18 protein-coding genes are annotated in these 23,093 nt (G+C 67.6%); 2 read left to right on the forward strand and 16 right to left on the reverse strand.

What is annotated here, in order from left to right:
* The first annotated feature begins 138 nt into the window (after positions 1-138).
* Positions 139-2,511: an ATP-dependent DNA helicase gene (locus BAU07_RS12075; protein ID WP_084026045.1), complete on the forward strand. Its 2,373-nt coding sequence runs from the start codon at positions 139-141 to the stop codon at positions 2,509-2,511.
* 77 nt (positions 2,512-2,588) lie between these two features.
* Here the strand turns inward: BAU07_RS12075 and BAU07_RS12080 are convergent, their stop codons facing one another.
* The 6 genes from BAU07_RS12080 to BAU07_RS12105 all read right to left on the reverse strand — a co-directional run bounded on the left by BAU07_RS12080 (position 2,589) and on the right by BAU07_RS12105 (position 8,314).
* Positions 2,589-2,978 carry a MarR family winged helix-turn-helix transcriptional regulator gene (locus BAU07_RS12080; protein ID WP_232338339.1) on the reverse strand — a complete coding sequence of 130 codons (390 nt, stop codon included), beginning with the start codon at positions 2,976-2,978 and terminating at the stop codon, positions 2,589-2,591.
* Between the two features lie 149 nt (positions 2,979-3,127).
* Positions 3,128-4,270 (reverse strand): mandelate racemase/muconate lactonizing enzyme family protein, encoded by a 1,143-nt coding sequence (locus BAU07_RS12085; RefSeq protein WP_066657877.1) that lies wholly within the window; start codon positions 4,268-4,270, stop codon positions 3,128-3,130.
* A 27-nt stretch (positions 4,271-4,297) separates the two neighbouring features.
* Positions 4,298-5,269 carry an NAD(P)-dependent oxidoreductase gene (locus BAU07_RS12090; protein ID WP_066657885.1) on the reverse strand — a complete coding sequence of 324 codons (972 nt, stop codon included), beginning with the start codon at positions 5,267-5,269 and terminating at the stop codon, positions 4,298-4,300.
* On the reverse strand, positions 5,266-6,165 hold the full coding sequence (locus BAU07_RS12095) for a fumarylacetoacetate hydrolase family protein (protein WP_066657887.1): 900 nt from the start codon (positions 6,163-6,165) through the stop codon (positions 5,266-5,268). The genes BAU07_RS12090 and BAU07_RS12095 overlap by 4 nt, the downstream gene beginning before the upstream one ends.
* 7 nt (positions 6,166-6,172) lie before the next feature.
* Positions 6,173-7,315 carry a mandelate racemase/muconate lactonizing enzyme family protein gene (locus BAU07_RS12100; protein WP_066657889.1) on the reverse strand — a complete coding sequence of 381 codons (1,143 nt, stop codon included), beginning with the start codon at positions 7,313-7,315 and terminating at the stop codon, positions 6,173-6,175.
* A 30-nt stretch (positions 7,316-7,345) separates the two neighbouring features.
* The gene (locus BAU07_RS12105; RefSeq protein WP_066657892.1) at positions 7,346-8,314 is read right to left on the reverse strand and encodes a Bug family tripartite tricarboxylate transporter substrate binding protein; all 969 of its coding nucleotides are present in this window, start codon (positions 8,312-8,314) and stop codon (positions 7,346-7,348) included.
* Positions 8,315-8,559: 245 nt separating this feature from the next.
* Here BAU07_RS12105 and BAU07_RS12110 point away from each other — a divergent pair, with 245 nt between their 5' ends.
* Entirely contained in the window at positions 8,560-9,288 is a 729-nt protein-coding gene (locus BAU07_RS12110; protein ID WP_066657895.1) for a GntR family transcriptional regulator, read from the forward strand.
* A 166-nt stretch (positions 9,289-9,454) separates the two neighbouring features.
* Here the strand turns inward: BAU07_RS12110 and BAU07_RS12115 are convergent, their stop codons facing one another.
* The 10 genes from BAU07_RS12115 to BAU07_RS12160 form a co-directional block, all read right to left on the reverse strand.
* Positions 9,455-10,147, reverse strand: coding sequence for a GntR family transcriptional regulator (locus BAU07_RS12115; RefSeq protein ID WP_066657897.1), 693 nt, complete (start codon positions 10,145-10,147; stop codon positions 9,455-9,457).
* Between the two features lie 178 nt (positions 10,148-10,325).
* Positions 10,326-13,406: an FAD-binding and (Fe-S)-binding domain-containing protein gene (locus tag BAU07_RS12120; protein ID WP_084025647.1), complete on the reverse strand. Its 3,081-nt coding sequence runs from the start codon at positions 13,404-13,406 to the stop codon at positions 10,326-10,328.
* On the reverse strand, positions 13,403-14,923 hold the full coding sequence (locus tag BAU07_RS12125; RefSeq protein WP_066657899.1) for a tripartite tricarboxylate transporter permease: 1,521 nt from the start codon (positions 14,921-14,923) through the stop codon (positions 13,403-13,405). Before BAU07_RS12125 ends, BAU07_RS12120 begins: the two co-directional genes overlap by 4 nt.
* Before the next feature lie 78 nt (positions 14,924-15,001).
* On the reverse strand, positions 15,002-15,616 hold the full coding sequence (locus BAU07_RS12130; RefSeq protein WP_232338292.1) for a tripartite tricarboxylate transporter TctB family protein: 615 nt from the start codon (positions 15,614-15,616) through the stop codon (positions 15,002-15,004).
* Positions 15,617-15,674: 58 nt separating this feature from the next.
* Positions 15,675-16,661: a Bug family tripartite tricarboxylate transporter substrate binding protein gene (locus BAU07_RS12135; protein ID WP_066657901.1), complete on the reverse strand. Its 987-nt coding sequence runs from the start codon at positions 16,659-16,661 to the stop codon at positions 15,675-15,677.
* A gap of 74 nt (positions 16,662-16,735) precedes the next feature.
* On the reverse strand, positions 16,736-17,953 hold the full coding sequence (locus BAU07_RS12140) for a pyridoxal-phosphate-dependent aminotransferase family protein (RefSeq protein ID WP_066657903.1): 1,218 nt from the start codon (positions 17,951-17,953) through the stop codon (positions 16,736-16,738).
* A 345-nt stretch (positions 17,954-18,298) separates the two neighbouring features.
* On the reverse strand, positions 18,299-19,447 hold the full coding sequence (locus BAU07_RS12145) for a mandelate racemase/muconate lactonizing enzyme family protein (protein ID WP_066657906.1): 1,149 nt from the start codon (positions 19,445-19,447) through the stop codon (positions 18,299-18,301).
* 117 nt (positions 19,448-19,564) lie between these two features.
* Positions 19,565-21,211: a GMC family oxidoreductase gene (locus BAU07_RS12150; RefSeq protein WP_066657909.1), complete on the reverse strand. Its 1,647-nt coding sequence runs from the start codon at positions 21,209-21,211 to the stop codon at positions 19,565-19,567.
* Positions 21,208-22,206: an ABC transporter substrate-binding protein gene (locus tag BAU07_RS12155; RefSeq protein ID WP_066657912.1), complete on the reverse strand. Its 999-nt coding sequence runs from the start codon at positions 22,204-22,206 to the stop codon at positions 21,208-21,210. Before BAU07_RS12155 ends, BAU07_RS12150 begins: the two co-directional genes overlap by 4 nt.
* A gap of 68 nt (positions 22,207-22,274) precedes the next feature.
* Positions 22,275-23,093 (reverse strand): ABC transporter ATP-binding protein, encoded by an 819-nt coding sequence (locus BAU07_RS12160; protein WP_066657915.1) that lies wholly within the window; start codon positions 23,091-23,093, stop codon positions 22,275-22,277.

Genomic DNA, 23,093 nt, shown 5'->3' on the forward strand with positions numbered 1-23,093 from the left:
CGCGCCGCGCTTGCCCGCCCCATGGCGCCGCGCCGGGCAAGCGGCCCGGACGCCGAAAGGCGGTAAGCCGGAACGTGGGGAGGCGGGCAGGGATATACTGTATGCAAATACAGTATTTATATGCCTCCAGAAATGAGCATGCCTGCCGCGGGCGGCGACGAGCCCATCGCGTCCGAACGCGCCGCCGGGCCGTCCGCGCAAGAAATCGACGCCGCGCCGCCCGCCTATACCGTTGCCGTGCGCGCGTTGTGCGAGTTCAGCGCGCGCACCGGCGACCTGGACCTGCGCTTCGCGCCGTCGCCGTCGGCCCAGCAGGGCCAGGCCGGCCATGCGGTGGTGACGGCACGTCGTCCGGCGGGCTACCAGACCGAAGTCTTCCTGAGCGGCACGCATGGCAGGCTGCGCGTCCGCGGCCGGGCCGACGGCTACGATCCCGCCGGTCATCGCGTCGAGGAGATCAAGACGCATCGCGGCAACGCGCAGGCGATTCCGCATCATCAACGTGCCTTGCACTGGGCCCAGGTCCGCATCTACGGCCATCTGCTGTGCCGCAAGCTCGGATGCGCCGAGATCGGATTGGCGCTGGTGTATTTCGACATCGCCACGCAGCGCGAGACGGTGCTGGTGGAACGCCAGGACGCGGCATCGCTGCAGGCCTTCTTCGAAGATGCCTGCGCGCGCTTTTCCGCCTGGGCGGACCTGGAATTGGCGCATCGCGACGCACGGGACGCGGCGCTGTCGGCCTTGCGCTTTCCCCATGCCAGCTTCCGGGCCGGGCAACGCGAATTGGCGGAAACGGTGTACCGCGCGGTCCGCGACCGGCAATGCGCGATGGTGCAGGCGCCCACGGGCATCGGCAAGACGCTGGCGACCTTGTTCCCCACGCTGAAGGCCGCGCCGGGACGCCTGGACAAGGTGTTTTTCCTCTGCGCCAAGACCGCCGGCCGCCAGCTCGCCCTGCAGGCCATCGACCGGATGCAGGCGGAGCAGGGCGCAGGCCCGTCCTTGCGCACCCTGGAATTGGTGGCGCGCGACCAGGCCTGCGTACATCCGGACAAGGCCTGCCACGGCGGCTCGTGCCCGCTCGCGCGGAATTTCTACGACCGACTGCCCGCCGCGCGCGCCGCCGCGCTGGCCGAACCCCGATGGGACCGCGCTGCGGTGCGCGGCGTCGCCCTGGAGCATGCGGTCTGCCCGTATTTCCTGGCGCAGGAACTGGCGCGCTGGAGCGATGTGGTGATCGGGGACTATCACTACTACTTCGACCACAATGGCTTGCTGCATGGCCTGGCGCTGGCCAACCAGTGGCGCGTCGCCGTGCTGGTGGACGAGGCGCACAACGTGCTGGAGCGGGGACGTGGCATGTATACGGCGGAGCTCAGCGCGTCCGAGGCGCAGCGCCTGGCTCGGGTCGCCGCGCCGGCCCTGCGGGCGCCTTTGCGGGCAATGGCGCAGGCCTTGCGGCCGGCCGGCGCGCAGACGCCGCAGGCACCGTCTCCAGCGTTGCGGCAGGCGCTGGAGCAGGGCACGGCGGCCATCGCGGAGCATATGGCGGGAGCTGTAGCGGGTGGTGTGGCGGAACAGGTGCCCGGAAATACGGCCGGAAACATGGCCGGACATGGATCGGCGCCCGCCGGCGCCGACGACGCCCTCCTGCGCTTCTACTTCGATGCCTTGCGCTTCCTGCGCATCGCGGACGACTACGGAGCGCATTCGATTTTCGATGTGACGCAGGACGCGGCGTGCATCCGCAACGTCGTTCCGGCCCCGTTCCTGGCGCCGCGTTTCGCCGCCGCCCACGCCAGCGTGCTGTTCTCGGCCACCTTGAATCCATGGCATTTCTACACCGACACACTGGGCGTGCCGCGCGGCACCGTGTGCCTGGATATCCCGCCGCCTTTCGACCCGGCGCGACTGGCGGTCCATGTCGTCGGCAACGTGTCCACACGCTATGCCGACCGCGACGGCAGCCTGGATATCGTCGTGGACCTGATCGCCCGCGAGTACGCGCGGCGGCCAGGCAATTACCTGTGCTTCGCCAGCAGCTTCGAATACCTGCACCGGATCTTCGAGCGGCTGCGGGAACGGCATCCGGCCATGCGCGCCTGGACACAGACCGCCGGCATGCCGGACCAGGACCGCGCAGCCTTCCTGGCGCGCTTCCAGGCGGATGGACAAGGACTTGGGTTCGCGATACTGGGCGGCGCGTTTGGCGAAGGCATCGACCTGCCCGGGACGCGCCTGATCGGCGCCTTCGTCCTGACCCTCGGGTTGCCGCAGTGGAACCGGGAGAACGGCCAGATGATGCGCTGCATGCAGGACCGCTTTGGCCAGGGGTACGACTATGCCTATCTATACCCGGGTTTGCAGAAGGTCGTGCAGGCCGCCGGCAGGGTGATCCGCTCGGAAACCGATGAAGGCTGCGTCTATCTGGTGGACGAGCGTTTCCGCCGTCCCGCGGTGCGGCGCCTGCTGCCGGCGTGGTGGCAGATCACCGAGGTGCCGGCGTAAACGCGCGCCGAATCAACGCGTCCAGTCAGCTGGCGTCGCAACGCGCTCCATCGACGCGTTCCCGCAATGCGGTTTCTTCAACGCGTGCCATTCTGCCGTGCTTCGATGTGGCGCAACAGCTGCCGCAGTTGCGGGCCGATCGCGCGCAATTCCTCGAAGTGCGCGCTGGCCAGAGCCTGCAGCTTCTGCTCGGCGGCGGGGGTCAACGCCACATGTACTTTGCGCCGATCGATCCGATCCGCGGTGCGGCGCACCATTTCCATGCGTTCGAGCCGGTCGACCAGTTCGCCGGCACTGTGCGGGCGAAGCAACAGCCAGTCGGCGATTTCCCCCACAGTCATGGTTTCGTCCGGGGCTGCCTTGATGGCGAGCAAGGCCTGGTGCTGCTGGGCCGTCAGCCCGCATTCGGCTGCCGCGGCTTCGCTGAAGGCGGTAAAGCGCCGCAGCGCGTAGCGCAACTGCGCCATGGCGACGAAGTCTTCCCGGCGCAGCGCGAGAGCAGGCGCGGTAACGCCGCTGAGCCATGGGTTCGGCGAAGGGTCTTCGGCAGGAGGCGGGGCGGGTTTGCTCGGCATGCCGCAATCGTAGCAGTCGCGCGGCCTCCGTGCCGCATCCATCACACGTAGCAGGGACCTTCGATCAGGGGATGCGCGGCCAGGAAGTCCTGGTCGATCTTCAGGCCGATGCCCGCCTCCTCGTACGGCCGTACGTAGCCGTCCTTGTCCAGCGTGTAGGGCGCGCGGTCCATCATGTCGTCCCGGAAAGGATTCAGCAGCGTCACGTCCGCTTCGAAATAGCCCGGGTTGTCGACTGCGCAAAGGTAGTGGATGGACGTCGCCATATTGATGGCGGTGGCCGAGGTGTGCGGATTGACGGTCAGCTTCAGTGTGCTGGCCAGCGCTGCCACGCGCATGCCTTCGGTCACGCCGCCCACCTTGGACAGGTCCGGCTGCACATAGCCCACGCTGCCGCTCGCCAGCAGGGGGCCGAATTCATAGCGCGTGTAGTGGTTTTCGCCGGCCGCCAGCGGCACCCGGCCCAGGCGCGCCGCCTGGGCGTACGCATGGTGGTCATGCGCCGGGAAAGGCTCTTCCAGCCAGATGACCTGGCATTCCTCGTAGGCCGGCATCACGCGCCGCACGTCCTCGATGCTGTAGGCCGTGTTGGCGTCCACCAGCAGGTCGATGTCGTCGCCCACCGCCTTGCGCACCGCCCGCACGCGGGCGATATCGCGCGCCGGCGTATCGCCCACGCGCAGCTTCAGGGCGCGGAAGCCCTGCGCCACCAGGCCGCTGGCTTCCTCGGCCAGCAGCTCGGGCGCCTGCCAGCCCAGGGCAATGCCACCCGCGTAGGCCTTGATCGGCCGTGCGGTGCCGCCCAGCAGGCGGAACAGGGGCCAGCCGGTCGCCTGGCAGCGTATGTCCCACAGGGCCAGGTCCACGCCGCTCAGCGCCAGCGCCGCGGCCGCGCCCATGCCATGGCTGGCGAACTGCATCTTCAGCACGCGCGCCGTCACACCGCTGACATCGCGCGGGTCCATGCCCAGCACCAGTTCCCGTATGGTCGTATCGACCAGCCGCGCGATCGCGCCGGGGCAGCGTCCATGATGCGCTTCGCCCCAGCCGACCAGGCCTTCGTCCGTGTCGATGCGCACCAGCACGGCATCGCGCTTGACGCTGCGTCCGATGCCCAGCCGCACGGAACGGTTCTCCGGCACGGGAAAGGAAATCGGCAGCGCTTTTACATCGGTGATCCGCATGGTTGTCTTCCTCTATCCAAAGTGACCCTAGGCCGGCCGCGCGGCGGCCGCGATCTCGCGGTTGACCCAATTCAGGGGTGGCTCGCCGCGCAGGATGCGCAGCATCTCGTCCACGGCGCCGCGGCTCATGCTGCGCAGGCTGGCCGTGGTGGTGCCGGCCAGGTGCGGCGTAAGCAGCAGGCGCGGATCGCCGAACACGGGCGAGTCCGCCGGCAGCGGCTGCACTTCGTGCACGTCCAGCGCGGCGCCGCCCAGCCGGCCCTCCTTGAGCGCCGCGAGCAGGGCGCCGGTATCGACCACCGGCCCGCGGGACACGTTGACCAGCACGGCGCCGGGCCTGGCCAGCGACAGCGCGCCGGCATCGATGAGGCCGCGCGTCTGTTCATTCAAGGGACACGCCAGCACGATGAAATCCGATTCGCGCATCAACGTCGGCTTGTCCACGGCCTGCACGCCGGGCGGCAGAGACTCCGGACGGCGGGTCAGCCCCAGCACGCGCATGCCCAGCGCCTGCGCCACCGCCGCCAGCCGGCCGCCGATCGCGCCCACGCCGACGATGCCGCATACGGCGCCGGCCAGTTCGCCGCCCGCCTCGCCGAAGGCGCGCGCCGGCGCCCAGCCCTGCTGCCGCAGCATGCCGTCCACCACGGCCAGCCGCCGCCGCAGGTGCAGCATGGCGGCCAGGCAGTACTCGACCACCGACGTCGTGTTCGAGCCGGGGATGTTCGCCACCATGACGCCGTGCCGGGTCGCTGCCTCGACCGGAATCATGTCCAGGCCCACGCCATGGCGAACCACGCCCTTGAGATGCGGGGCGTGGTCGAACAGGTCCGCCGGCAAGGGGTTGCGCACGATGATGCCGGTGGCTTCCGTGGCGGCGGCCTTCAAGGTGTCCGGCCGCGCGTCGGCGGCGACACGCACCTCCGCGGCCTGGGCCAGGCGCGCATGTTCGTCCGGATGGATGGCGCTAGTCAGCACCACGATGGGCAGAGTGTTCATGAAGGCTCGCTTGCCAGGATGGGGGTATGCAGGGCGCCCAGGCCGTCCACTTCGGTAATCATCGAGGAACCGGGCCGCAGCCACGCCGGGGGTTGATGGGAAGCGGCGACGCCCGCCGGCGTGCCCGTCGCGATGATATCGCCCGGGTCCAGCGGCATCTGTGTCGAGGCATAGGCGATCAGCTCGGCGATGCCGAACACCAGGTCCGCCGTGTTGCCGGACTGGCGGATCCGGCCGTCCACCTGCAATCGCACGCCGAGCGCGGCCGGGTCCTCGATTTCGTCCGGCGTCGCGATCCAGGGCCCGCAGGGGCAGAACGTGGGCTGGTTCTTGCCGCGCACGAACGCCTTGTCCGCGCGCACCATGTCGCTCGCGCTGACATCGTTCAGGACCAGATAGCCGGCAATGTGGGACAGCGCCTGCGCGGGCTCGATACGCAGGGCGGTGCGGCCGATCACCACGCCCAGCTCGGCCTCGTAGGTGACATTGCCCACATCGGCGGCCAGGCGTACGGGTGCGTCCGGGCCGATCACCGTGCGGCCGGATTTGACGAAGATAACCGGCGTGGCGGGCGGCGCCATGTCGCGTTCGCGCAGCGCGTCGTGGTAATTGAAGGCGGCGCCGACAATCTTGCCGGGACGAGGCAGGGGCGCGGCTAGCCTGGCCCGGGCCAGTGGCACGCGGGCGGCGTCCGGGTAGCTGCACGCGGCCAGCCGGTGCGCCAGCGATTGCAGTCCCAGTTCTACCCACGCGGCCAGATCCGTGGGCAGCGCGGCTGCCCACGGATCGTTGCCGGGCCGCGTCACGTCGATGACCTGGGGCGCCTGGGGATCGCGGCTATCGATGAAGCCGGGCACGACGCGCCCGTCGTCGCGGTGGAAGGAAACGAATTTCATCGCGTCCTCACGCGACGCGATAGCGGTCGAGGATCTCGCGCTTGACCTCGATGCCCAGGCCGGGACCGGTGGGTATCTGCACGATGCCGCGGCGTTGCTCGATGGGTTCGGTGGTCAGCAGGTCGCGGAAGGGGTTCTCGCACTGCTCGAATTCGAGCAGCGGCGGCATGGGACGGAAGCTGGGCGGCTGGTCCGGCAGGGCGGCGAGGAACTGCAGCGTCGCCGCCAGGCCGATGGCCGATCCCCAGGCATGCGGGACGCACTCCACCCCGTGCGTCATCGCGAGGGTCGCGATCTTGCGGCATTCGCTGATGCCGCCGGCCGCGCATACGTCCGGCTGCACGATGTCCATGGCCTTGCGCGTCACGATGTCGCGAAAGCCCCAGCGGGTGAACTCGTTTTCGCCGCCGGCGACGGCCATGTCCAGTGCGCGCGTGACTTCGACATACCCGTCCAGGTCTTCGGGCGAGATGGGTTCCTCGAACCATTCGATGTCCAGGCTTTCCAGCTCGCGACCCAGGCGGATCGCCGCGGGGACGGTGAAGCAGTGGTTGGCGTCGACCATCAGCCGCACATCGTCGCCCACCGCTTCGCGCACGGCCGCGACGCGGCGGATATCCAGCTTGGGCGAGCCCAGGCCGATCTTCATCTTGACCGCGCGAAAGCCCTGGTTCACGTATTCGCAGGCCTCTTCCACCGCTTCTTCGATAAGGCGGTCCATATCGATGAAGTACAGGCCGGTGGCATACGACTGCACTTCCGTGCGATAGGCCCCGCCGATGAGCTTGTGCACCGGCTTGCCGCACACCTTGCCGATGATGTCCCACAGGGCGATGTCGATGCCGCTGAGCGCCGAGATCGCCATGCCGGTATTGCCGTAGTCCTTGATGCGGTTGTACAGGTCTTCCCAGATCACTTCCACGTCGAAGGCGTCGCGGCCGATGATGCGCGGCGCGTACTGCGTATCGATATAGGCGCGCGCCACCTGGGACGGGCCGTAGCATTCACCCCAGCCCACCACGCCATCGGTGGTCTCGATCTCGACGATGCACGATCCGCGTGTCTTGTACAGCCATCCCCGCGAGGACGTGAAGGGACGCTGCACGGGTGCCGCGACGACATGGCAGGTGACTTTCTTGATTGTGCTCATTATGTTTCCGTGGGACGACGGTTCGGATGGTCAGGGTTGCTTGAATACCTTGGTGGCCACGCTGTTCAGCGTGGTCTGGACGTCGCGGACTTCCTTGTCCAGCGCCGCGCCGGTCAGGTCGTCCACCAGGAAGCCGTTCTGTTGCGCGAAGGTCTTGAACTTCTCGCTCTGGATGGCCTTGCCGAAGATCTCGATCAGGCGGGCCCGCACGTCGGGCGAGATGCCGGCCGGCGCGACTACATAGGCCATTTGTACCAAGGGACCGTAGGGATAGACGTCGTAGCCCTTTTCCTTGAAGGTCGGGACGTCCGGGAAGACCTGCAGCCGCTCATTGCCGAAGACGCCGATGGGGCGCACATAGCCCGCGTCGATCTGCCCCTTGCTTTCGGAGGGCTTGAGCACGGCGGCCTGTATCTGCTTGCCCGCCAGGTCCGCGATGACGCGCGAGCCGCCGGGGTAGGGGACGTTGACATAACCGACGCCGGCCGCGCGCGCCGTCATTTCCGCGAAGATGTGGTTGAGGTTGTTGGTGCCCGGGGTGCCGATGGACACCTTGCCCGGATTGCGCTTCATCTCGGCGAGGAAGGCGTCCAGGTCGGCAGGGCCATCCTTGGGCACGAGCAGTACCAGGGGATCGGTCGACACGCGGGCGATGTGGGCGAACTGCTCGTTGCGCAGCGGCGTCAGGTTCTGCGCGATCTGCGCCAGGGTCGAGCTGGTGCCCATGCCGACGACATAGCCGTCGGGGGGCGCCGCCGCGACCTTGCCCAGGCCGATGGCCCCGGTGGCGCCGGGCGCGTTCTCGACGACCAGGGTGACGTTCTGCTGCTCGGCGACGATCTGCTGGAGCTGGCGGGCGGCAATGTCGTTGGACCCGCCGGCGTTCCACGGGATGATGAAGCGGATGCTGCGGTCGGGGAAGGTGCCGTCGGCGGCGAAGGCGGTGGATACGGCGCAGGCGCAAGCGAGCGCGCCGGCCAATTTGCTTAGCAGTGACATGTACGGTCTCCTCATCAGTCGCGCCCGGGATGGCGCGCCCCGTGCCTCTGTGGGCGACGTTGCGTAGGCATACTAGCATTCGTTATAACGAATAACAATGGGGAGTTTCGGAGTATTGTCGTGGTTGCGGAGATGCGCGCGCGCATCCGCTGGGCGGGCAGGAGTGCGAAAATACCCAGCGCTATGCGCCCGCCCGAAGGCGCCCCGATAACCACCGAAGCAAACCGCCACACCAAAGGTCAGGCATGTCCCAATTGAAAGCCGCCGCTTCCCCAGCGGCCGCGAAACCCGCCGCGCTGCAGCCCATAGACCGCGAAACCCTATGGGACCGCGCGTATGCCGCGCTGCGCGAAGCGCTGCTGAGCGGCCGCTACGAACCCGGGCACCGGATCCTGCTGCGGGAGGTGGCGGGCGAGCTGGGTATCAGCCTGACGCCGGTGCGTGACGCGGTGAACCACCTGATCGCGGAACGGATACTGCGGCGGGGCACGGGCGGCCAGGGCGGCGGCGCGGTGGTCCCGGAAGTAGATGCGGACCAGTTGCGGCAGCTACTGATGATGCGGGCGGAGCTGGAAAGCCGCGCGGCGCTGGAGGCCGTTGCGCACGCGACGCCCGAGGATGTGGACACGCTGCGGCGCCTGGTGGCGGATATGAAGCGCCTGATCGATGTGGACGGGCACCAGGGCTACCTGGAGGTACACCGGCAATTCCACTTCCATATTTACGGACTGAGCAGGCTCGACATTATCGAGGACGCAATCGAGACGCTGTGGTTGCGCTGCGGCCCGGTGCTGAACTTCGTCCTGGCGGAGTATGTGCCGCATCTGAAGCGGATGGATTATCACGCAGTGGCGGTGGAAGCATTGGCGCGCGGGGACGCGGAAGCGACGGCGCACGCGATCCGCTGCGACATCCTGGAGGCGGGGCGGTATATCCAGACCTTGCTGCAGCGGGGGCGTGGCGGCCGGGCATAGCGTTTACGCCGGTGCGTGTGGCCGATGTCCCAGGCGGGGACAGCGACGGCCCCCCCGGATGCCAACGACTGTGGAGCCTTTCTGGCCCACCGAATATGGTGCTGGCGGGCTCGTGCCGACGACCTTGCCTCAGGAAGGGCGGGGAAACGCCAAGTCGCGCGACCGCTCAAGCCTTTACACCGAGTTCCAGGATGGCATCGCGCTTGTCCAGCAGGTGCTGCCGCAGGATGCGGGACAGGCGTTGGCCGTCGCGGTCCTGCAGGGCGACCAGCATTTGTTCGTGGTCCTCGATGGCGCTTTCCCACTTCGGGGTTTTCAGGTTGGAGCGCAGGCGCAGCGCCTGGACCCGGCGGTTGAGCGAGACGTAGGTCTGGCGCAGCACCTGGTTGCGCGCGGCGAGATTGATGCGGTCGTGGATTTGCTGGTTGCGGCTGTAGTAGCCCGGCAGATCGCCCTGCGCCTTGCAGGCCAGCATGCCGTGATGCAGCGCCTTGATCTGCTCGACCTCGTCGTCGGTGATGCGCTGGCAGGCCAGTTCCCCCGAGAAAGCTTCCAGGCCGCTGAGCACTTCGAAGGCCTCGCGGATCTCGGCTTCGGTCATGCGGGCGACCGCGGCGCCGCGGTTGGGGGAAATTTCGATCAGGCCCTCGGCGGCCAGGACCTTGAACGCTTCGCGCAGCGGCGTGCGCGAGATGCCCAGCGTTTCGCACAGCGCCCGTTCGTTGAGCTTCATGCCGGGCGTCAGCACGCCCTCGATAATGAAATTGCGCAGGTGGTCGGTGACCGAGTCGTGCAGGATGGCGCGCTCCACCTTGGGCAGGACTGGCGTGACGGGCGGAGAATCGTGGTTCGTATACATAGCGGATCTTCGATGGGCCACCGGAGTGCGGAGCGGCGCGACGGCGTTGCTGGCCGGCCCCTGCGCCCCGGGCTGCGCTGGCGCCCACCGTCAGGGGCGGTCGCGAAAGCCGCGGCGCATCGGCGCTGAACAGCCCGGCCCATAACGCCAAGGGTGCATCGGGTACGGCAGGGAAGCATCAGCGTTCCGGGTGGGCCTCATCTCCATGGAGGGCCGGCTTCCCGCGAACTGCCGGCTCAGCCCTGGGCGCAAGGGCCGCCGCGAGCACGCGCGCGACGTGCAGCGATTCTACCTGGGCGCCGTCGCGGATCTGGTGCCGGCAACTGGTGCCGTCGGCAATGATCCAACTGTCGGCGGGCGCCTTGCGGACGGCGGGCAGCAGGGCGGCTTCCGCCATGGCCTTGGACGCCTCGAAATGCTCGGCTTCGTAGCCGAAGCTGCCCGCCATGCCGCAACAGGAGGATTCGACAAAGCTGGCCTGCAGTCCTGGAATCCAGCCCAGCACCGTCTTGATGGGGTGAACGGCGTCGAAGGCCTTCTGATGGCAATGCCCGTGGACCACGGCGGTGCTCCGCTCCGGCGTGCGCAGGTCGAGGGCCAGGCGCCCCGCCTGCTGTTCGCGGACCAGGAATTCCTCGAACAGGAAAGCCGAATCCGCGAGCCGCCGGGCGGCGTCGCCATATCCGTAGTGCAGGAATTCATCGCGTAGGGTCAGCAGGCACGAGGGCTCCAGGCCGACGATGGGCACGCCGCGGTCGATATAGGGAGACAGGGCGTCCAGCAGGCGGCGCGCCTCGGCCTTGGCCTGTTCCACCAGGCCCGCCGCCAGGAAGGTGCGTCCGCAACACAGCGGCCGTTGCCCGGGCTGGATATTGACGTGCACGGTATAGCCGGCGGCTTCCAGCACCTGGCGCGCGGCGCGCGCGTTCTCCGGCTCCATGTAGTTGTTGAAGGTGTCGACGAAGAGCAGCACTTCATGCCTGGTCCCGGACGGCTGCGCGGGCGTGCCGCCCGCCAGGAAGGGGCGGGTGAAATGCGGCAGGGAGCGCTCGGGCGCGATGCCCAGGCCGCGCTTGACCCAGCCGGAAAGCAGCGGCGCCCTGTCCACCCAGCGCATCAGGGGCGCGCAGCGGCTGGCGGCCGCGGCGTAGCGCGGCAGGAAAGCGACCATGCGGTCGCGCAGGGTCAGCCCGTGCTTCCGTACCCAGGCATGGCGCGCCTCGATCTTCAACTTGGCCATGTCGACGCTGGTGGGGCATTCCCGCTTGCAGCCCTTGCACGAGACGCACAGGTCCAGCGCTTCCTTCACCGCCCGGCTGGCCAGGCCCTCCATGCCCACCTGGCCGCTGAGCGCCAGCCGCAAGGTGTTGGCGCGCCCGCGGGTGACATGCTGTTCGTCCTTGGTGACGCGGTAGCTGGGGCACATGGTGCCGGCGTCGAACTTGCGGCAATGCCCGTTGTTGTTGCACATCTCCACGGCCTTGGCCAGGCCGCCGGTGGTGTCGCCGCCGCTGCCCGGCGCCGTTTCCACGCCGGTCAGCGGGTCGCGCGTCACGTCCCATGCCGACCAGTCCAGCGCCGGGGCGAGCGGGGGCACGGTGTAGCGGGGGGGAAAGCGGAAGTTGGCCGCATCGTCCATGCGCGGCGGATTGACGATCTTGTCCGGATTGAAGCGGTTGTCCGGATCGAACAGGGCCTTGATTTCGCGGAAGGCCTGGTTGATGCGCGGGCCGTATTGCCAGCTGACCCATTCGCCGCGGCACAGGCCGTCGCCATGTTCGCCGGAATACGCGCCCTTGTAGCGGCGCACCAGCTCGGCCGCCTGCTCCGCGATGGCGCGCATTTTCGCGGCGCCATCGCGCCGCATGTCTAGGATGGGCCGCACGTGCAGCGTGCCAACGCTCGCATGGGCGTACCACGTGCCCTCGGTGCCGTGCCGGTGAAACACCTCGGTGAGCTGGCGCGTGTACTCCGCCAGGTGTTCCAGCGGGACGGCGCAGTCCTCGATGAAGGACACCGGCTTGCCGTCGCCTTTCATGCTCATCATGATGTTCAAGCCGGCCTTGCGGACCTCCCACAGCGCCTTTTGGGCGCTGGCGTCGATCATCTCCACGACCGCGCCGGCGTGGCCCAGGTCGGCGACCAGTTGCGACAGTTCACGCAGCCGCGCCAGCAGGACGGCCTTGTCGTCGCCGGCGAATTCCACCAGCAGTATGGCCTGTGGCTGCCCCACCAGCGCGCCCTGTATGACGGGGCGGAACGAAGGGTTGTCCATGGCCAGGTCGATCATGGTGCGATCGACCAGCTCGACGGCCACGGGACCCAGCCGCACGATGTGCTGCGCGGCGTCCATGGACTGGTAGAAGGTCGGAAAATTCACGACGCCCAGCACCTTGTGCGCGGGCAGCGGCGCCAGCTTCAGCGTGACCTGGCGGGTGAATGCGAGCGTACCTTCAGAACCCACCAGCAGGTGCGCCAGATTGGCCTCGCCGTCGTCGGTATAGGCGCGCGGATTCTGGCAATCGAAAATGTCGATGTTGTAGCCGGCCACCCGGCGCAGCACCTTGGGCGTGCGTTCGGCGATCTCGGCGCGCTCGCGCTGCGCGATTTCGCGTACCCCCTGCAGGATGCCTTGCAGGCGGGCGCCTGCGGCCAGGCGGGAGACCGCGCCGAAGGCAGCCTGGGCGCCGTCGGGCAGGATGGCGTCGATCGACAACACGTTGTGCACCATGTTGCCGTACTCGATCGAGCGCGACCCGCAGGAGTTGTTGCCCGCCATGCCGCCCAGCGTACATTGCGCGGAAGTCGAGACATCCACCGGGAACCATAGCCCGTGGGGCTTGAGCCAGGCGTTCAGGTGGTCCAGCACCATGCCCGGCTCGACCGTCACGGTGCGGGCCTGCGCGTCGAACGCGACGATATTGTTCAACCATTTGCTGGTGTCGATCACCAGCGCGTCGGCGACCGTCTGGCCGCATTGGCTGGTGCCGGCGCCGCGCGCGAGCACCGGAATGTCCTCGTCGCGGGCGATGTCCAGCGCGGCGATCAGATCGGCCTGGTCGCGCGGCACCACGATGCCCAGGGGCGTGATCTGGTAGATGGACGCGTCGGTGGCATAGCGGCCGCGGCTGGCGCCATCGAAGAGGACGTCGCCACGCAGTTCGCTGCGCAGGCGTCCCGCCAGCGCAGGCGCGGCGCCCGCGGCATAGGGCACCAGGCGTATCGGCTGCGAGAGGCCGGGAGCGGGAGTGGTAGTCATGGATAGCGGGGAGAAAGATTGTTGCGGCCCTTGCGCAGCCGCGCGACACCGGCCGACAGCAGCGGCCAGAACAGCGCAAGCAGCGCCAGGGTGACGATGGTGCCCACCAGCCCGTTGGACCAGAAGACGCTCAGGTCGCCGGAGGAAATCAGCATGGTCTGGCGAAAGGCGTCTTCCGCGCGGTCGCCCAGCACCAGTGCCAGGACCAGGGGGGCGAGCGGGTATTGCAGCTTCTTGAACAGATAGCCGACCACGCCGAAGACCAGCATCAGCCAGATGTCGAAGCTGGCGTTATGCACGGTGAAGGCGCCGATCGCGCACACCACCAGGATCAGGGGCGCGATGATGGAAAACGGAATGCGCAGGATCGCCGCGAACAGCGGTACGGTCGACAGCACGACGATCAGGCCGGCGAGGTTGCCCAGGTACATGCTGGCGATCAGCCCCCACACGAAATCCTTCTGCTCCGTGAAAAGCAGCGGTCCCGGCTGCAGGCCCCAGATCATCAGGCCGCCCAGCAGCACCGCGGCCGTGGCCGAGCCCGGGATGCCCAGCGCCAGCATGGGCAGCAAAGCGCTGGTGCCGGCCGCGTGCGCCGCGGTTTCGGGCGCCAGCACGCCTTCCACATTGCCCTTGCCGAAGGAGTCCGGATCCTTGGCGAATTTCTTCGCGATGCCGTAGCCCATGAACGAAGCCGCGATGGCGCCCCCGGGCGTGACGCCCAGCCAGCAGCCGATCGCCGAGGACCGCAGCAGCACCAGCCAGTAGCGCGGCAACTGCGCCCAGGTCTTGAACACCACTTTCAGGTCGATGCGCGCCTTGTTGCCCTTGAAGGCGACGCCTTCCTCCATGGTCAGCAGGATCTCGCCGATGCCGAAGAGCCCGATGACGGCAACCAGGAAGTCGAAGCCGCGCAACAGTTCAGAGGACCCGAATGTCATGCGCAGGTCGCCCGATACGGTATCCATGCCGACCGCCGCGAGGGCGAAGCCGATGCCCATGGCGATGATGATCTTGGGCTTGGATTCCCGCCCCATGCCGATGAAGCTGCAGAAGGTCAGCAGGTACACCGCGAAGAACTCCGCCGGACCGAACCGCAGGGCGAAGCGCGCCACCGCCGGCGCGAGAAAGGTGATCAGCAGCACGCCCACCAGCGCGCCGAAAAACGATCCGGTAAAGGCCGACGTCAGCGCCTGTCCGGCGCGGCCCTGCTGCGCCATGGGATAGCCGTCGAAGGTGGTGGCCACCGACCAGGCCTCGCCCGGAATGTTGAACAGGATGGACGTGATCGCGCCGCCGAAGAGCGCACCCCAATAGATGCACGAAAGCAGGATGATGGCCGATGTGGGATGCATGGAGAAAGTCAGCGGCAGCAGGATCGCCACGCCGTTGGGACCGCCCAGTCCGGGCAGCACGCCGACCACGATCCCCAGCAGGATGCCGACCAGCATCAGGCCGATGTTCCCCCACGACAGCACGACCGCGAAGCCGTCATACAGGGCGCTCAGTTCTTGCATGATGTTTTCCCGGGATAAGCGGTTTGCGTAGCCATGCGGCGCTGCTTGCAGCGTGTAAAGGCCTGGGGCCTGTCGACGCTAGTAGCCCAGCATGTTTTCCAGCGGGCCCTTGGGCAGCGGCACCAGGAACTTCATCTCGAAGACCCAGAACAGCACCGCCATGATGGCCACGGCCAGCGGCAGGCCTTTCCACAGCGGATACTTGCCGACCCAGCGCATGAATCCCGCGATGAACAGCGCGGACGCGACATAGATGCCCAGCGCCTTGATGACGCCCACATAGACGATGAGCGGCAGCAGCACCACCGCCACCTGCCGCAGTTCATGCGTGTGCACGAAGGCGCGCCGGTCTTGCTTGCGCAGCGCCTGGATGGCTACTGCGAGGGTGGCGGCCAGGATGATGACGCCGATGCGCAGCGGGAAGTAGCCGGCCTGCGGACCGTCCTCGGTCCAGCCGGCGCCGATGCGGTAATTGCTCCAGATCACCGTCAGCGCCAGCGCGGCCAGCAGCACGGCGACGGCGAGTTCCATGGTCATGTAGGTGACGACGGCGCGGCCGGCCGGTGGGGCGTCCGCTTCCATCCCGTCCCGGGGCCCGGGGGGCACCCGGGCCTCCTGGATGGGCTGCTTTTGCACCGATTGCTGCGCGGACGCTCCCGGCAACGACGCTTCCTGCATGCGCTCTTCCTGCATGATGATCGTGCTCCATCCGATGAAACGGCGCGCCCGAGGGGGAACGCGCCGCCCGGCACTACTGCGCGAATCCGGCGGACTTGATGATGTCCTTGTGCACGGCCTCGTCCTTCTCCAGGAACTGCGTCAGCGGCGCGCCGGTCAGGAGCTCCGGCTTGAGGGCCGAGCGTTCCAGGTATTGCTTCCATTCCGGCGTCTCGCTGATCTTCTTGAAGACGTCGGTGTAGTAGGCCACCTGGTCCGGGGTCGCCTTGCCGGGCAGCAGGAAGATGCGCAGCATCTCGTAGTGCACATCCAGCCCCTTTTCCTTGCAGGTGGGAATGTCGGCCCAGCTTTGCGTCTCCGTGACCTTCTGCGTATAGGACAGCCGCTGTTCCGCGAAGACACACAAGGCGCGGTGCTCGCCGGCGCGCCATTGCGCCACGGACTCCGCCGGGTTGTTCACGTTGGCGTCGATGTGGTTGCCCGACAGTTGCGTGGCGGCCTCGCCGCCGCCCTTGTAGGGCACGTAGATGAACTTGGCGCCGGTGGCATGTTCCACCATGGCGGTGATCATCTGGTCCTCGCGCTTGGAGCTGGTGCCGCCCATCTTCAGGCGCTTGGCCTTGGCCGCCGCGATGAAGTCGTCGACGGTGTTGTACGAGGACTTCGCGTTGACCCACAGCACGAACTCGTCCACCGCCACCATGGCCACCGGCGACAGGTCGCGCCAGTTGAAGGGCAGTTTGCTTATCAGGGGCACGGTGTACAGCGCCGACGAGGCCACCAGGAGCTTGTGCGGATCGCCAGCGGACTCCTTGGCGTCCATCAGGCCTTCGGCGCCCGATGCGCCGGCCTTGTTCACCACGATCAGCGGCTGTTTCATCAAGGCGTGCTTGGCGACGATGCCTTGTATCGTGCGCGCCATCTGGTCGGAGGCGCCGCCCGCGCTGAACGGCACGATGATTTCGACCGGTTTGGTCGGTTCCCAGGCCCAGGCCATGGCCGGCAGCAGCGCCGCAGCCATGGCAAAAGCCCGCAGTCCTCGCAGTTTCCTTGCTCGCATGATGTCTCCTCCGGGGTGGGGTGGCCGCGGATATGGACGTCGCCTTCTGGCGCGGCGATCGTCCGCTACGGATGTCAGGCGACCTTCGCCTGGCGTTCCTCCACGGTGTCCTGCAAACAATCCATGGCGGCTTGCACGCCGCTGCCGGCCAGGGTGACGCCGGACAGCTTCAGGCCCATTTCGCAGCCCGCCAACGTTGCCATCAAAGTCAGGTCGTTGCAGTCGCCCAGGTGGCCGATGCGGAACATGCTGCCCCTGACCTTGCCCAGGCCCGTGCCCAGGGACATGTCGAAGCGTTCGTAGATCAGGCGGCGCACGGCATCGGCGTCCACGCCCGCCGGCATGACGACGCCGGTCAGCACGGGCGAATAGCGTTCGGGTTCGACGCACTGGATCTCCAGGCCCCAGGCCTGCACCGCCGCGCGGCAGGCGCGGGCCAGGCGCTGGTGCCGCGCGAACACGGCATCCAGTCCTTCGTCCAGGATCATCTCGAGCGCCTCGTGCAGCGCGTAAAGCAGGTTGGTGCTGGGCGTATAGGGCCAATACCCGGTCTTGTTCATCTCCAGGATTTCGGACCAGCGCCAGAAACTGCGCGGCAGCCCGGCCTGTTCGCTGCGTTCGATGGCCTTGGGCGACAGGGCGTTGAAGCTGATACCGGGCGGCAGCATCAAGCCCTTCTGCGAACCCGATATCGACACGTCCACGCCCCATTCGTCGTGGCGGTAGTCGGCGCACGCCAGGCCTGAAATCGTGTCCACCAGCAGCAGGGCGGGATGCCCGGCGGCGTCGATGGCGCGCCGGACCGCCGCGATATCGGACGTCACGCCCGTGGAGGTCTCGTTGTGCACGACGCAGACGGCCTTGATGTCATGCGCGGCGTCCGCCCGCAGGCGGTCCTCGATCATGCGCGGCTGCACGCCGCGGCGCCATCCCTCGACACCCGGAAGTCCCAGGAATTCCGTCTTGAGCCCGAGCCCATCCGCCATCTTTTTCCACAGGCTGGCGAAGTGCCCCGTCTCGAACATCAGGACATGGTCGCCGGGATTCATGGTGTTCGACAGCGCCGCTTCCCACGCACCCGTGCCGGAAGCCGGATAGATGATGACCGGATGCCGGGTCTTGAAGATCTTCTTTATGCCGTCCAGCACGGCCAGGCCCAGGGCGCCGAACTCCGGGCCGCGATGGTCGATCGTGGGGTAGCTCATGGCGCGCAGCAGCCGGTCCGGGACGGGGCTGGGCCCGGGGATCTGCAGGAAATGGCGCCCGGCGGGATGGAAGTCGAGTCGCAACATGGATGTCTCGCTCCTGGCATCTTGAATTTTGAATGCAAAATACCATAACAGCGGTTCGCGCTCGTGGGAAGTCGTTCGCTCGTATTACTGCGTAGTGGTTTACCCGGTACGCGGCGGCGGCGAGGGCCGCATCGCGAGGGCGATGGGCGGAGTGGAGGGCGTCGCTTGCGTGGATCGCACGGTCCCCCGTTCAGCGGGTGGTGCAATGGGTAGGCGTGGCACGCGCGCGGTAAGCGGTCGTGCCACTGGCCTGTCTCGGCAGTTCCTTGTGGGAATCGGCCGCCACGCGGCGGGCGCCATGCAGAACCTTAGGCGCCGCGGCGGTCGCGGTAAATCAGAACAATCTCAAGACCGATGGTCGACCGCGTAGTCGCGGCACGCTGCCAGGTCGGGTTCGCTCCCTAGCCCGGGCGCATCGGGCAGCGTGACGACGCCATCCACCGGTCGCAGGCGATCGCCGCCGAACCGCTCCCGCAGCGGATTGGGATTGGAGTCCACTTCGGCATAGCCAGGGCCCCCGGCGATCGCTTTCAGGTGCAACGAGGCCAACTGGCCGACGCCGCCGCCCAGCCAGTGGGGGCAGAACATCCGGCCTTGCGCCATCGCGCGCCGGGCGACGGGCAGGCAGCCGCTGAAGCCGCCCCATTTGCCCAGGTCAGGCTGGATGACGCGCAGCGCGCCGGCCTCGATGGCGGCGTCGAATTCGACGTCGCCGCGCAGGTTTTCGCCGCCCGCCAGCGGCACGGGGCTGGCCGCGGCCAGGCTGCGCCAATCGTCCGCGCCATGGTCGGCCGGTATGGGTTCTTCCAGCCAGATCGGCCGCAGCTCGGCCAGGCGCGCGCTCATGTCGCGTGCCTCGGCCAGCGACCATGCCTGGTTTGCATCGACCATCAGCGTGGCGTCCGGCCCGAACGCGTCGCGCAGCGAGCGCAGGTTCGCCACGTCGCGCGCCGCGCCGAAGCCGACCTTCAGCTTGAAGGCGCGATAGCCTTCCGCATGCTTCGCGGCCGCCAGTTCGGCGGGGTTCGTGGGGTTCAGCCCCGAGGCGTAGACCTGGACCTGCGGCGCCCCGCCCAGCAGGCGCCACAAGGGCTGGCCCAGCCGGCGCGCGGCCAGGTCCCACAGCGCCACGTCCAGCCCGGCGATGACCTGGGCGATGGTGCCCGGCTCGCCGCTCTGGATCGCCAGCACGCGCAAGCGCCGCGTCAGGGCCTCGTAGGCTTCGGTGGGATGGGACCACGGCCGTTCCAGCAGCACGGCGGCCGCGTAGGCGTCGATCATGCGCGCCCGATGTTCCGCGCCCACGCTGGGGAAGTTGCACCAGACCTCGCCCCAGCCATATGCGCCGTCGTCATCCTGTACGCGCACCAGCAACGCCGGACGGTCGACCATGGTGCCGAACGATGTCTGCACGGGCTGGGCAATCGGCGCGCGGAAGACCATGGCATCGATCTTCGCGATGCGTAGCGGCGTGGAGGCGGGCAAGGGCAGCATAAGGTGATGCCTTCGAAAAAGAGGGGATGCAGGGGAAGGCGGCGCGCGCCGCGAAGGGGCCCGCGTGCCTTCGGTCCGCCGAGCGGGCGCCGAGGCGGCCCGCGGTGCGCGCCGGGGTCATGCGGCGTGTTCCAGGGCGGGCAGGGCGGCTTCCTCGAGCACGTGGCTGGCACCTTTCTCGCCGATCATGATGGCGGCCGCATTGGTATTGGCCGACACCATATCGGGCATCACCGATGCATCGATGACGCGCAGCCGGCGTACGCCGCGCACGTTCAGGGAAGGATCCACCACCGCGCCCTCGTCGGTGCCCATGCGGCAGGTCCCGACCGGGTGGAACACGGTGCCGCCCGCGCGCTTGGCGAACTCCACGATATGCGCACGCGTGCGGCTTTCCGGCCCCGGCAGGACCTCGGCCTCGACCAGGCCCGCGAACGCCGGCTGGCGGTAGATTTCGCGCAGCATCTCCACGCCGGCGGCCAGCGTGTCGCGGTCGATGGGCTCGCTCAGGTAATTCGTCTCGATCCGGGGCGGGTCCAGCGGATCGGCCGAACGGATCTGGATGCGGCCGCGCGAAGCGGGCCGGCACTGGCAGGCCGAGGCGGTGAAGCCGGGGTAGTCGTGCAGCGGCGTGCCGGGCTTGTCCACCGAAAGCGGCATCACATTGAACTGCATATCGGCACGGCCCTCGCGCGCGTACTGGGTGGCGGCGAATCCGCCCACCTGGCCGGCGCCCACCGTCAGCGGCCCGGATCGCTTGACCAGCCATTCCAGTCCCATGGCCGCCAGGCGATAGGGATTGCGCACGTCGTTGTTCAAGGACATCTTTTTTTTCAGGCGCACGATGGTGCGCGCCTGGTAGTGGTCCTTCAGGTTCTCGCCGACCTCCGGGGCATCGACCACCACCTCGATGCCGTGGCGGCGCAGCAGCGCGGCCGGGCCGATGCCGGACAGCTGCAGCAATTGCGGCGACTGGATCGCGCCGGCGCTCAGGATGACCTCGCGATCGGCCCGCGTGCGGCGCGCCGTGCCGCCATGCACCCATTCGACACCGGTGGCGGCATCCCCCTCGAAGAGGATGCGGTGCACGTCGGCTTGGGTGACGATGGTCAGGTTGGGCCGTTCCATGACCGGCCGCAGGAAGGCCACCGCGGCGCTGGATCGCCAGCCGTTGCGGATGGTCAACTGGTAAGGGCCGACGCCATAGTCGCTGGCGCCGTTGAAGTCCGGGTTGTAGGGCAGGCCGAACTGCTGCCCGGCCTCGACCCAGGCCTGGCAATAGGGATGGTCGTTCTTCAGGTCGGAAACGCCCAGCTCGCCGCTGCCGCCGTGGTACGCGCTTGCGCCGCGCTCGTAGCCCTCGGAGCGCTTGAAGTACGGCAGCACGGAGCGATAGTTCCAGTCCGTGGCGCCCAGCGCTTCCCAATGGTCGTAGTCGCGGTGCTGCCCGCGGATATAGAGCAGCCCGTTGATGGAGCTGGAGCCGCCCAGCACACGGCCGCGGGGCCAGACGATGTTGCGGCCGGCCGTGCCTTCGCAGCCTTCCGTATCGAACAGGCGTGAGAAGCGGGTGTCGTAGATGGTGCGGAAATAGCCCACCGGCAAATGCAGCCAGAAGTTCCGGTTCGGCTTGCCGGATTCCAGCAGCAGCACCTTGACCGACGGGTCGCGCGACAGCCGGTTGGCCAGCACGCAGCCCGCCGAGCCGGCGCCCACGATGATGTAGTCATAGACCGCCTGCGGTCCCTTGCCGATGCCGCTCATGCCTTCACGATATCCAGGTAGAGTTTCGGATCGAAGTACTGCGCGGCGGGCACGGCGTTGGGGATGCTGGCGAAGTCGACGAAGAAGTCCGTGACCTGCTGCAGCCACTTCGTCACCGTGCCGTCGGCATAGAGCTTGGCCCAGGCCCGCGAGTCGAACATCTTCTGGGCCTTGTACTGCTCCTTGATATCCGACAGCGGCACGTTCGGATAGTATTTTTTCTGCAGCAGCTCCAGCGATTCGTCCGGGTGCGCCACCATGTGGTCGTTGGCCTGCACCCAGGCCTGGATGATGCGCTTGAGCGCGTCCTTGTTCTTGTCGTAGTAGTCGTTGCGCGCCGCCCAGCCGCCGACAATTGCCGTGTCCGGGTAGTACTTGGAGGCATCCACCAGCATCCTTGCCGAAGGCACGCGGTCGCGCACGGCGATATTGAACGGAACCCACAGCGCCACCGCGGGCACCGCCTTGGAGATGAAGGCGGACGTCGCGTCCTGCATGCGCTGGTTGACGATCTGTACGTCCTTTTTGGGGTCTATGCCGTTGGCGCGCAAGGCCTTGTCCAGGAAGACGTGGGCCGTGGTGCCGGTGGTGGTCGATATCTTCTTGCCCTTGAGGTCCGCCAGGCTGTTGACGCCCATATCGGGATGCACCCACAACTGCGCCGTGGCGAACTCGACGTCGTTGATCAGGAATACCTTGCCCTGGCCGCGCGCGGGAAAGTTCGACATGACCGCGCCGGTGCTCAGGACGTCGATACTGCCGCCGCTCATGGACTGGAACAGTTCGAGTCCGGTCTGGAACTGGATGAACTCCGGATCCAGGCCGGCCTTTTTCCACAAGCCCATGGACTCGGCCAGCCACAGTTGCCCGTCCACCGCCAGCGTGTGCAGGTAGCCGACCTTGATCTTCTGCGTGGCCTGGGCATATGCCAAGGGCGCGTGCAGGGCGGTCGCGGCGCCGGCGGCGGCCAGCTGGATGAAAGTGCGTCGTTTCATGTGTGTCTCCTCGTGGTCTTGTTGTATCGAGAGGCTGCCATGCAGGCCCGGTCGCGGTCGGCCGGACCCTAAATCGTCACGGGCGCGCGGGCCTGGGCTTCCTGGGCCGCGTATTCGCGCATGACCGAATCGTGGATGCGGGCGCGCAGCGCGTTGAACTGGGGCGTTTCCTGCAGCGCGCGGCGCCGGGGATACGGGAAGGGGATCTCGATGACCTCCCGTATCCGCGACGGACGTGCGGATATCACCAGGACCTTGTTGGACAGATACACCGCCTCTTCCACGGAATGGGTGATCAGCAGCACGCTCTTGCCTTCCGCGTGCAGCACGTCCAGCAGCAGGTCATGCATGGCGCTGCGGGTTTGCGCGTCCAGTGCGCCGAAAGGCTCGTCCATCAGCACGAATTCCGGATGCACCGCATAGGTGCGCGCCAGCGCCAGGCGCTGCCGCATGCCGCCGGACAGTGTCTTGGGATAGGCCTTGCGGAAATCGGCCAGCCCCATCAGGGCCAGGTAGCGCTCGATAATCGCTCTTTTCTCGGCGGCGCCCAGCCGGGCATTGTGTTTCAGGTTGAGGCCGAAGGCGATGTTCTGCTCCACCGTGAGCCACGGGAACACGCCGTATTCCTGGAACATCACGCCGCGATCGGGGCCGGGCCCTTCGATGACCTTGCCGTCCAGCGTGACCTGGCCCCGCGTGGGCTTGATAAAGCCCGCCGCCATGTTCATCAAGGTCGTCTTGCCGCAGCCGGAAGGCCCCACCAGCGATACGAAGTCGCCCTGGTTTACGGAGAACGACATGTCGCGCACGACGTCCAGCGCGCCATGCGGCGTGCGGAACTGCATCGACACGTTATCGAAGCGGATGCGCTCGTCGGGGTGTTGCAT

Source organism: Bordetella flabilis (assembly GCF_001676725.1).
Lineage (GTDB): Bacteria > Pseudomonadota > Gammaproteobacteria > Burkholderiales > Burkholderiaceae_B > Bordetella_C > Bordetella_C flabilis.

Coding starts and splice junctions, on each gene's coding strand:
- BAU07_RS12075 (WP_084026045.1), top strand. CDS start 139: ATGCCTGCCGCGGGCGGCGACGAGCCCATCGCGTCCGAACGCGCCGCC.
- BAU07_RS12080 (WP_232338339.1), bottom strand. CDS start 2,978: ATGGCGCAGTTGCGCTACGCGCTGCGGCGCTTTACCGCCTTCAGCGAA.
- BAU07_RS12085 (WP_066657877.1), bottom strand. CDS start 4,270: ATGCGGATCACCGATGTAAAAGCGCTGCCGATTTCCTTTCCCGTGCCG.
- BAU07_RS12090 (WP_066657885.1), bottom strand. CDS start 5,269: ATGAACACTCTGCCCATCGTGGTGCTGACTAGCGCCATCCATCCGGAC.
- BAU07_RS12095 (WP_066657887.1), bottom strand. CDS start 6,165: ATGAAATTCGTTTCCTTCCACCGCGACGACGGGCGCGTCGTGCCCGGC.
- BAU07_RS12100 (WP_066657889.1), bottom strand. CDS start 7,315: ATGAGCACAATCAAGAAAGTCACCTGCCATGTCGTCGCGGCACCCGTG.
- BAU07_RS12105 (WP_066657892.1), bottom strand. CDS start 8,314: ATGTCACTGCTAAGCAAATTGGCCGGCGCGCTCGCTTGCGCCTGCGCC.
- BAU07_RS12110 (WP_066657895.1), top strand. CDS start 8,560: ATGTCCCAATTGAAAGCCGCCGCTTCCCCAGCGGCCGCGAAACCCGCC.
- BAU07_RS12115 (WP_066657897.1), bottom strand. CDS start 10,147: ATGTATACGAACCACGATTCTCCGCCCGTCACGCCAGTCCTGCCCAAG.
- BAU07_RS12120 (WP_084025647.1), bottom strand. CDS start 13,406: ATGACTACCACTCCCGCTCCCGGCCTCTCGCAGCCGATACGCCTGGTG.
- BAU07_RS12125 (WP_066657899.1), bottom strand. CDS start 14,923: ATGCAAGAACTGAGCGCCCTGTATGACGGCTTCGCGGTCGTGCTGTCG.
- BAU07_RS12130 (WP_232338292.1), bottom strand. CDS start 15,616: ATGCAGGAAGAGCGCATGCAGGAAGCGTCGTTGCCGGGAGCGTCCGCG.
- BAU07_RS12135 (WP_066657901.1), bottom strand. CDS start 16,661: ATGCGAGCAAGGAAACTGCGAGGACTGCGGGCTTTTGCCATGGCTGCG.
- BAU07_RS12140 (WP_066657903.1), bottom strand. CDS start 17,953: ATGTTGCGACTCGACTTCCATCCCGCCGGGCGCCATTTCCTGCAGATC.
- BAU07_RS12145 (WP_066657906.1), bottom strand. CDS start 19,447: ATGCTGCCCTTGCCCGCCTCCACGCCGCTACGCATCGCGAAGATCGAT.
- BAU07_RS12150 (WP_066657909.1), bottom strand. CDS start 21,211: ATGAGCGGCATCGGCAAGGGACCGCAGGCGGTCTATGACTACATCATC.
- BAU07_RS12155 (WP_066657912.1), bottom strand. CDS start 22,206: ATGAAACGACGCACTTTCATCCAGCTGGCCGCCGCCGGCGCCGCGACC.
- BAU07_RS12160 (WP_066657915.1), bottom strand. CDS start 23,093: ATGCAACACCCCGACGAGCGCATCCGCTTCGATAACGTGTCGATGCAG.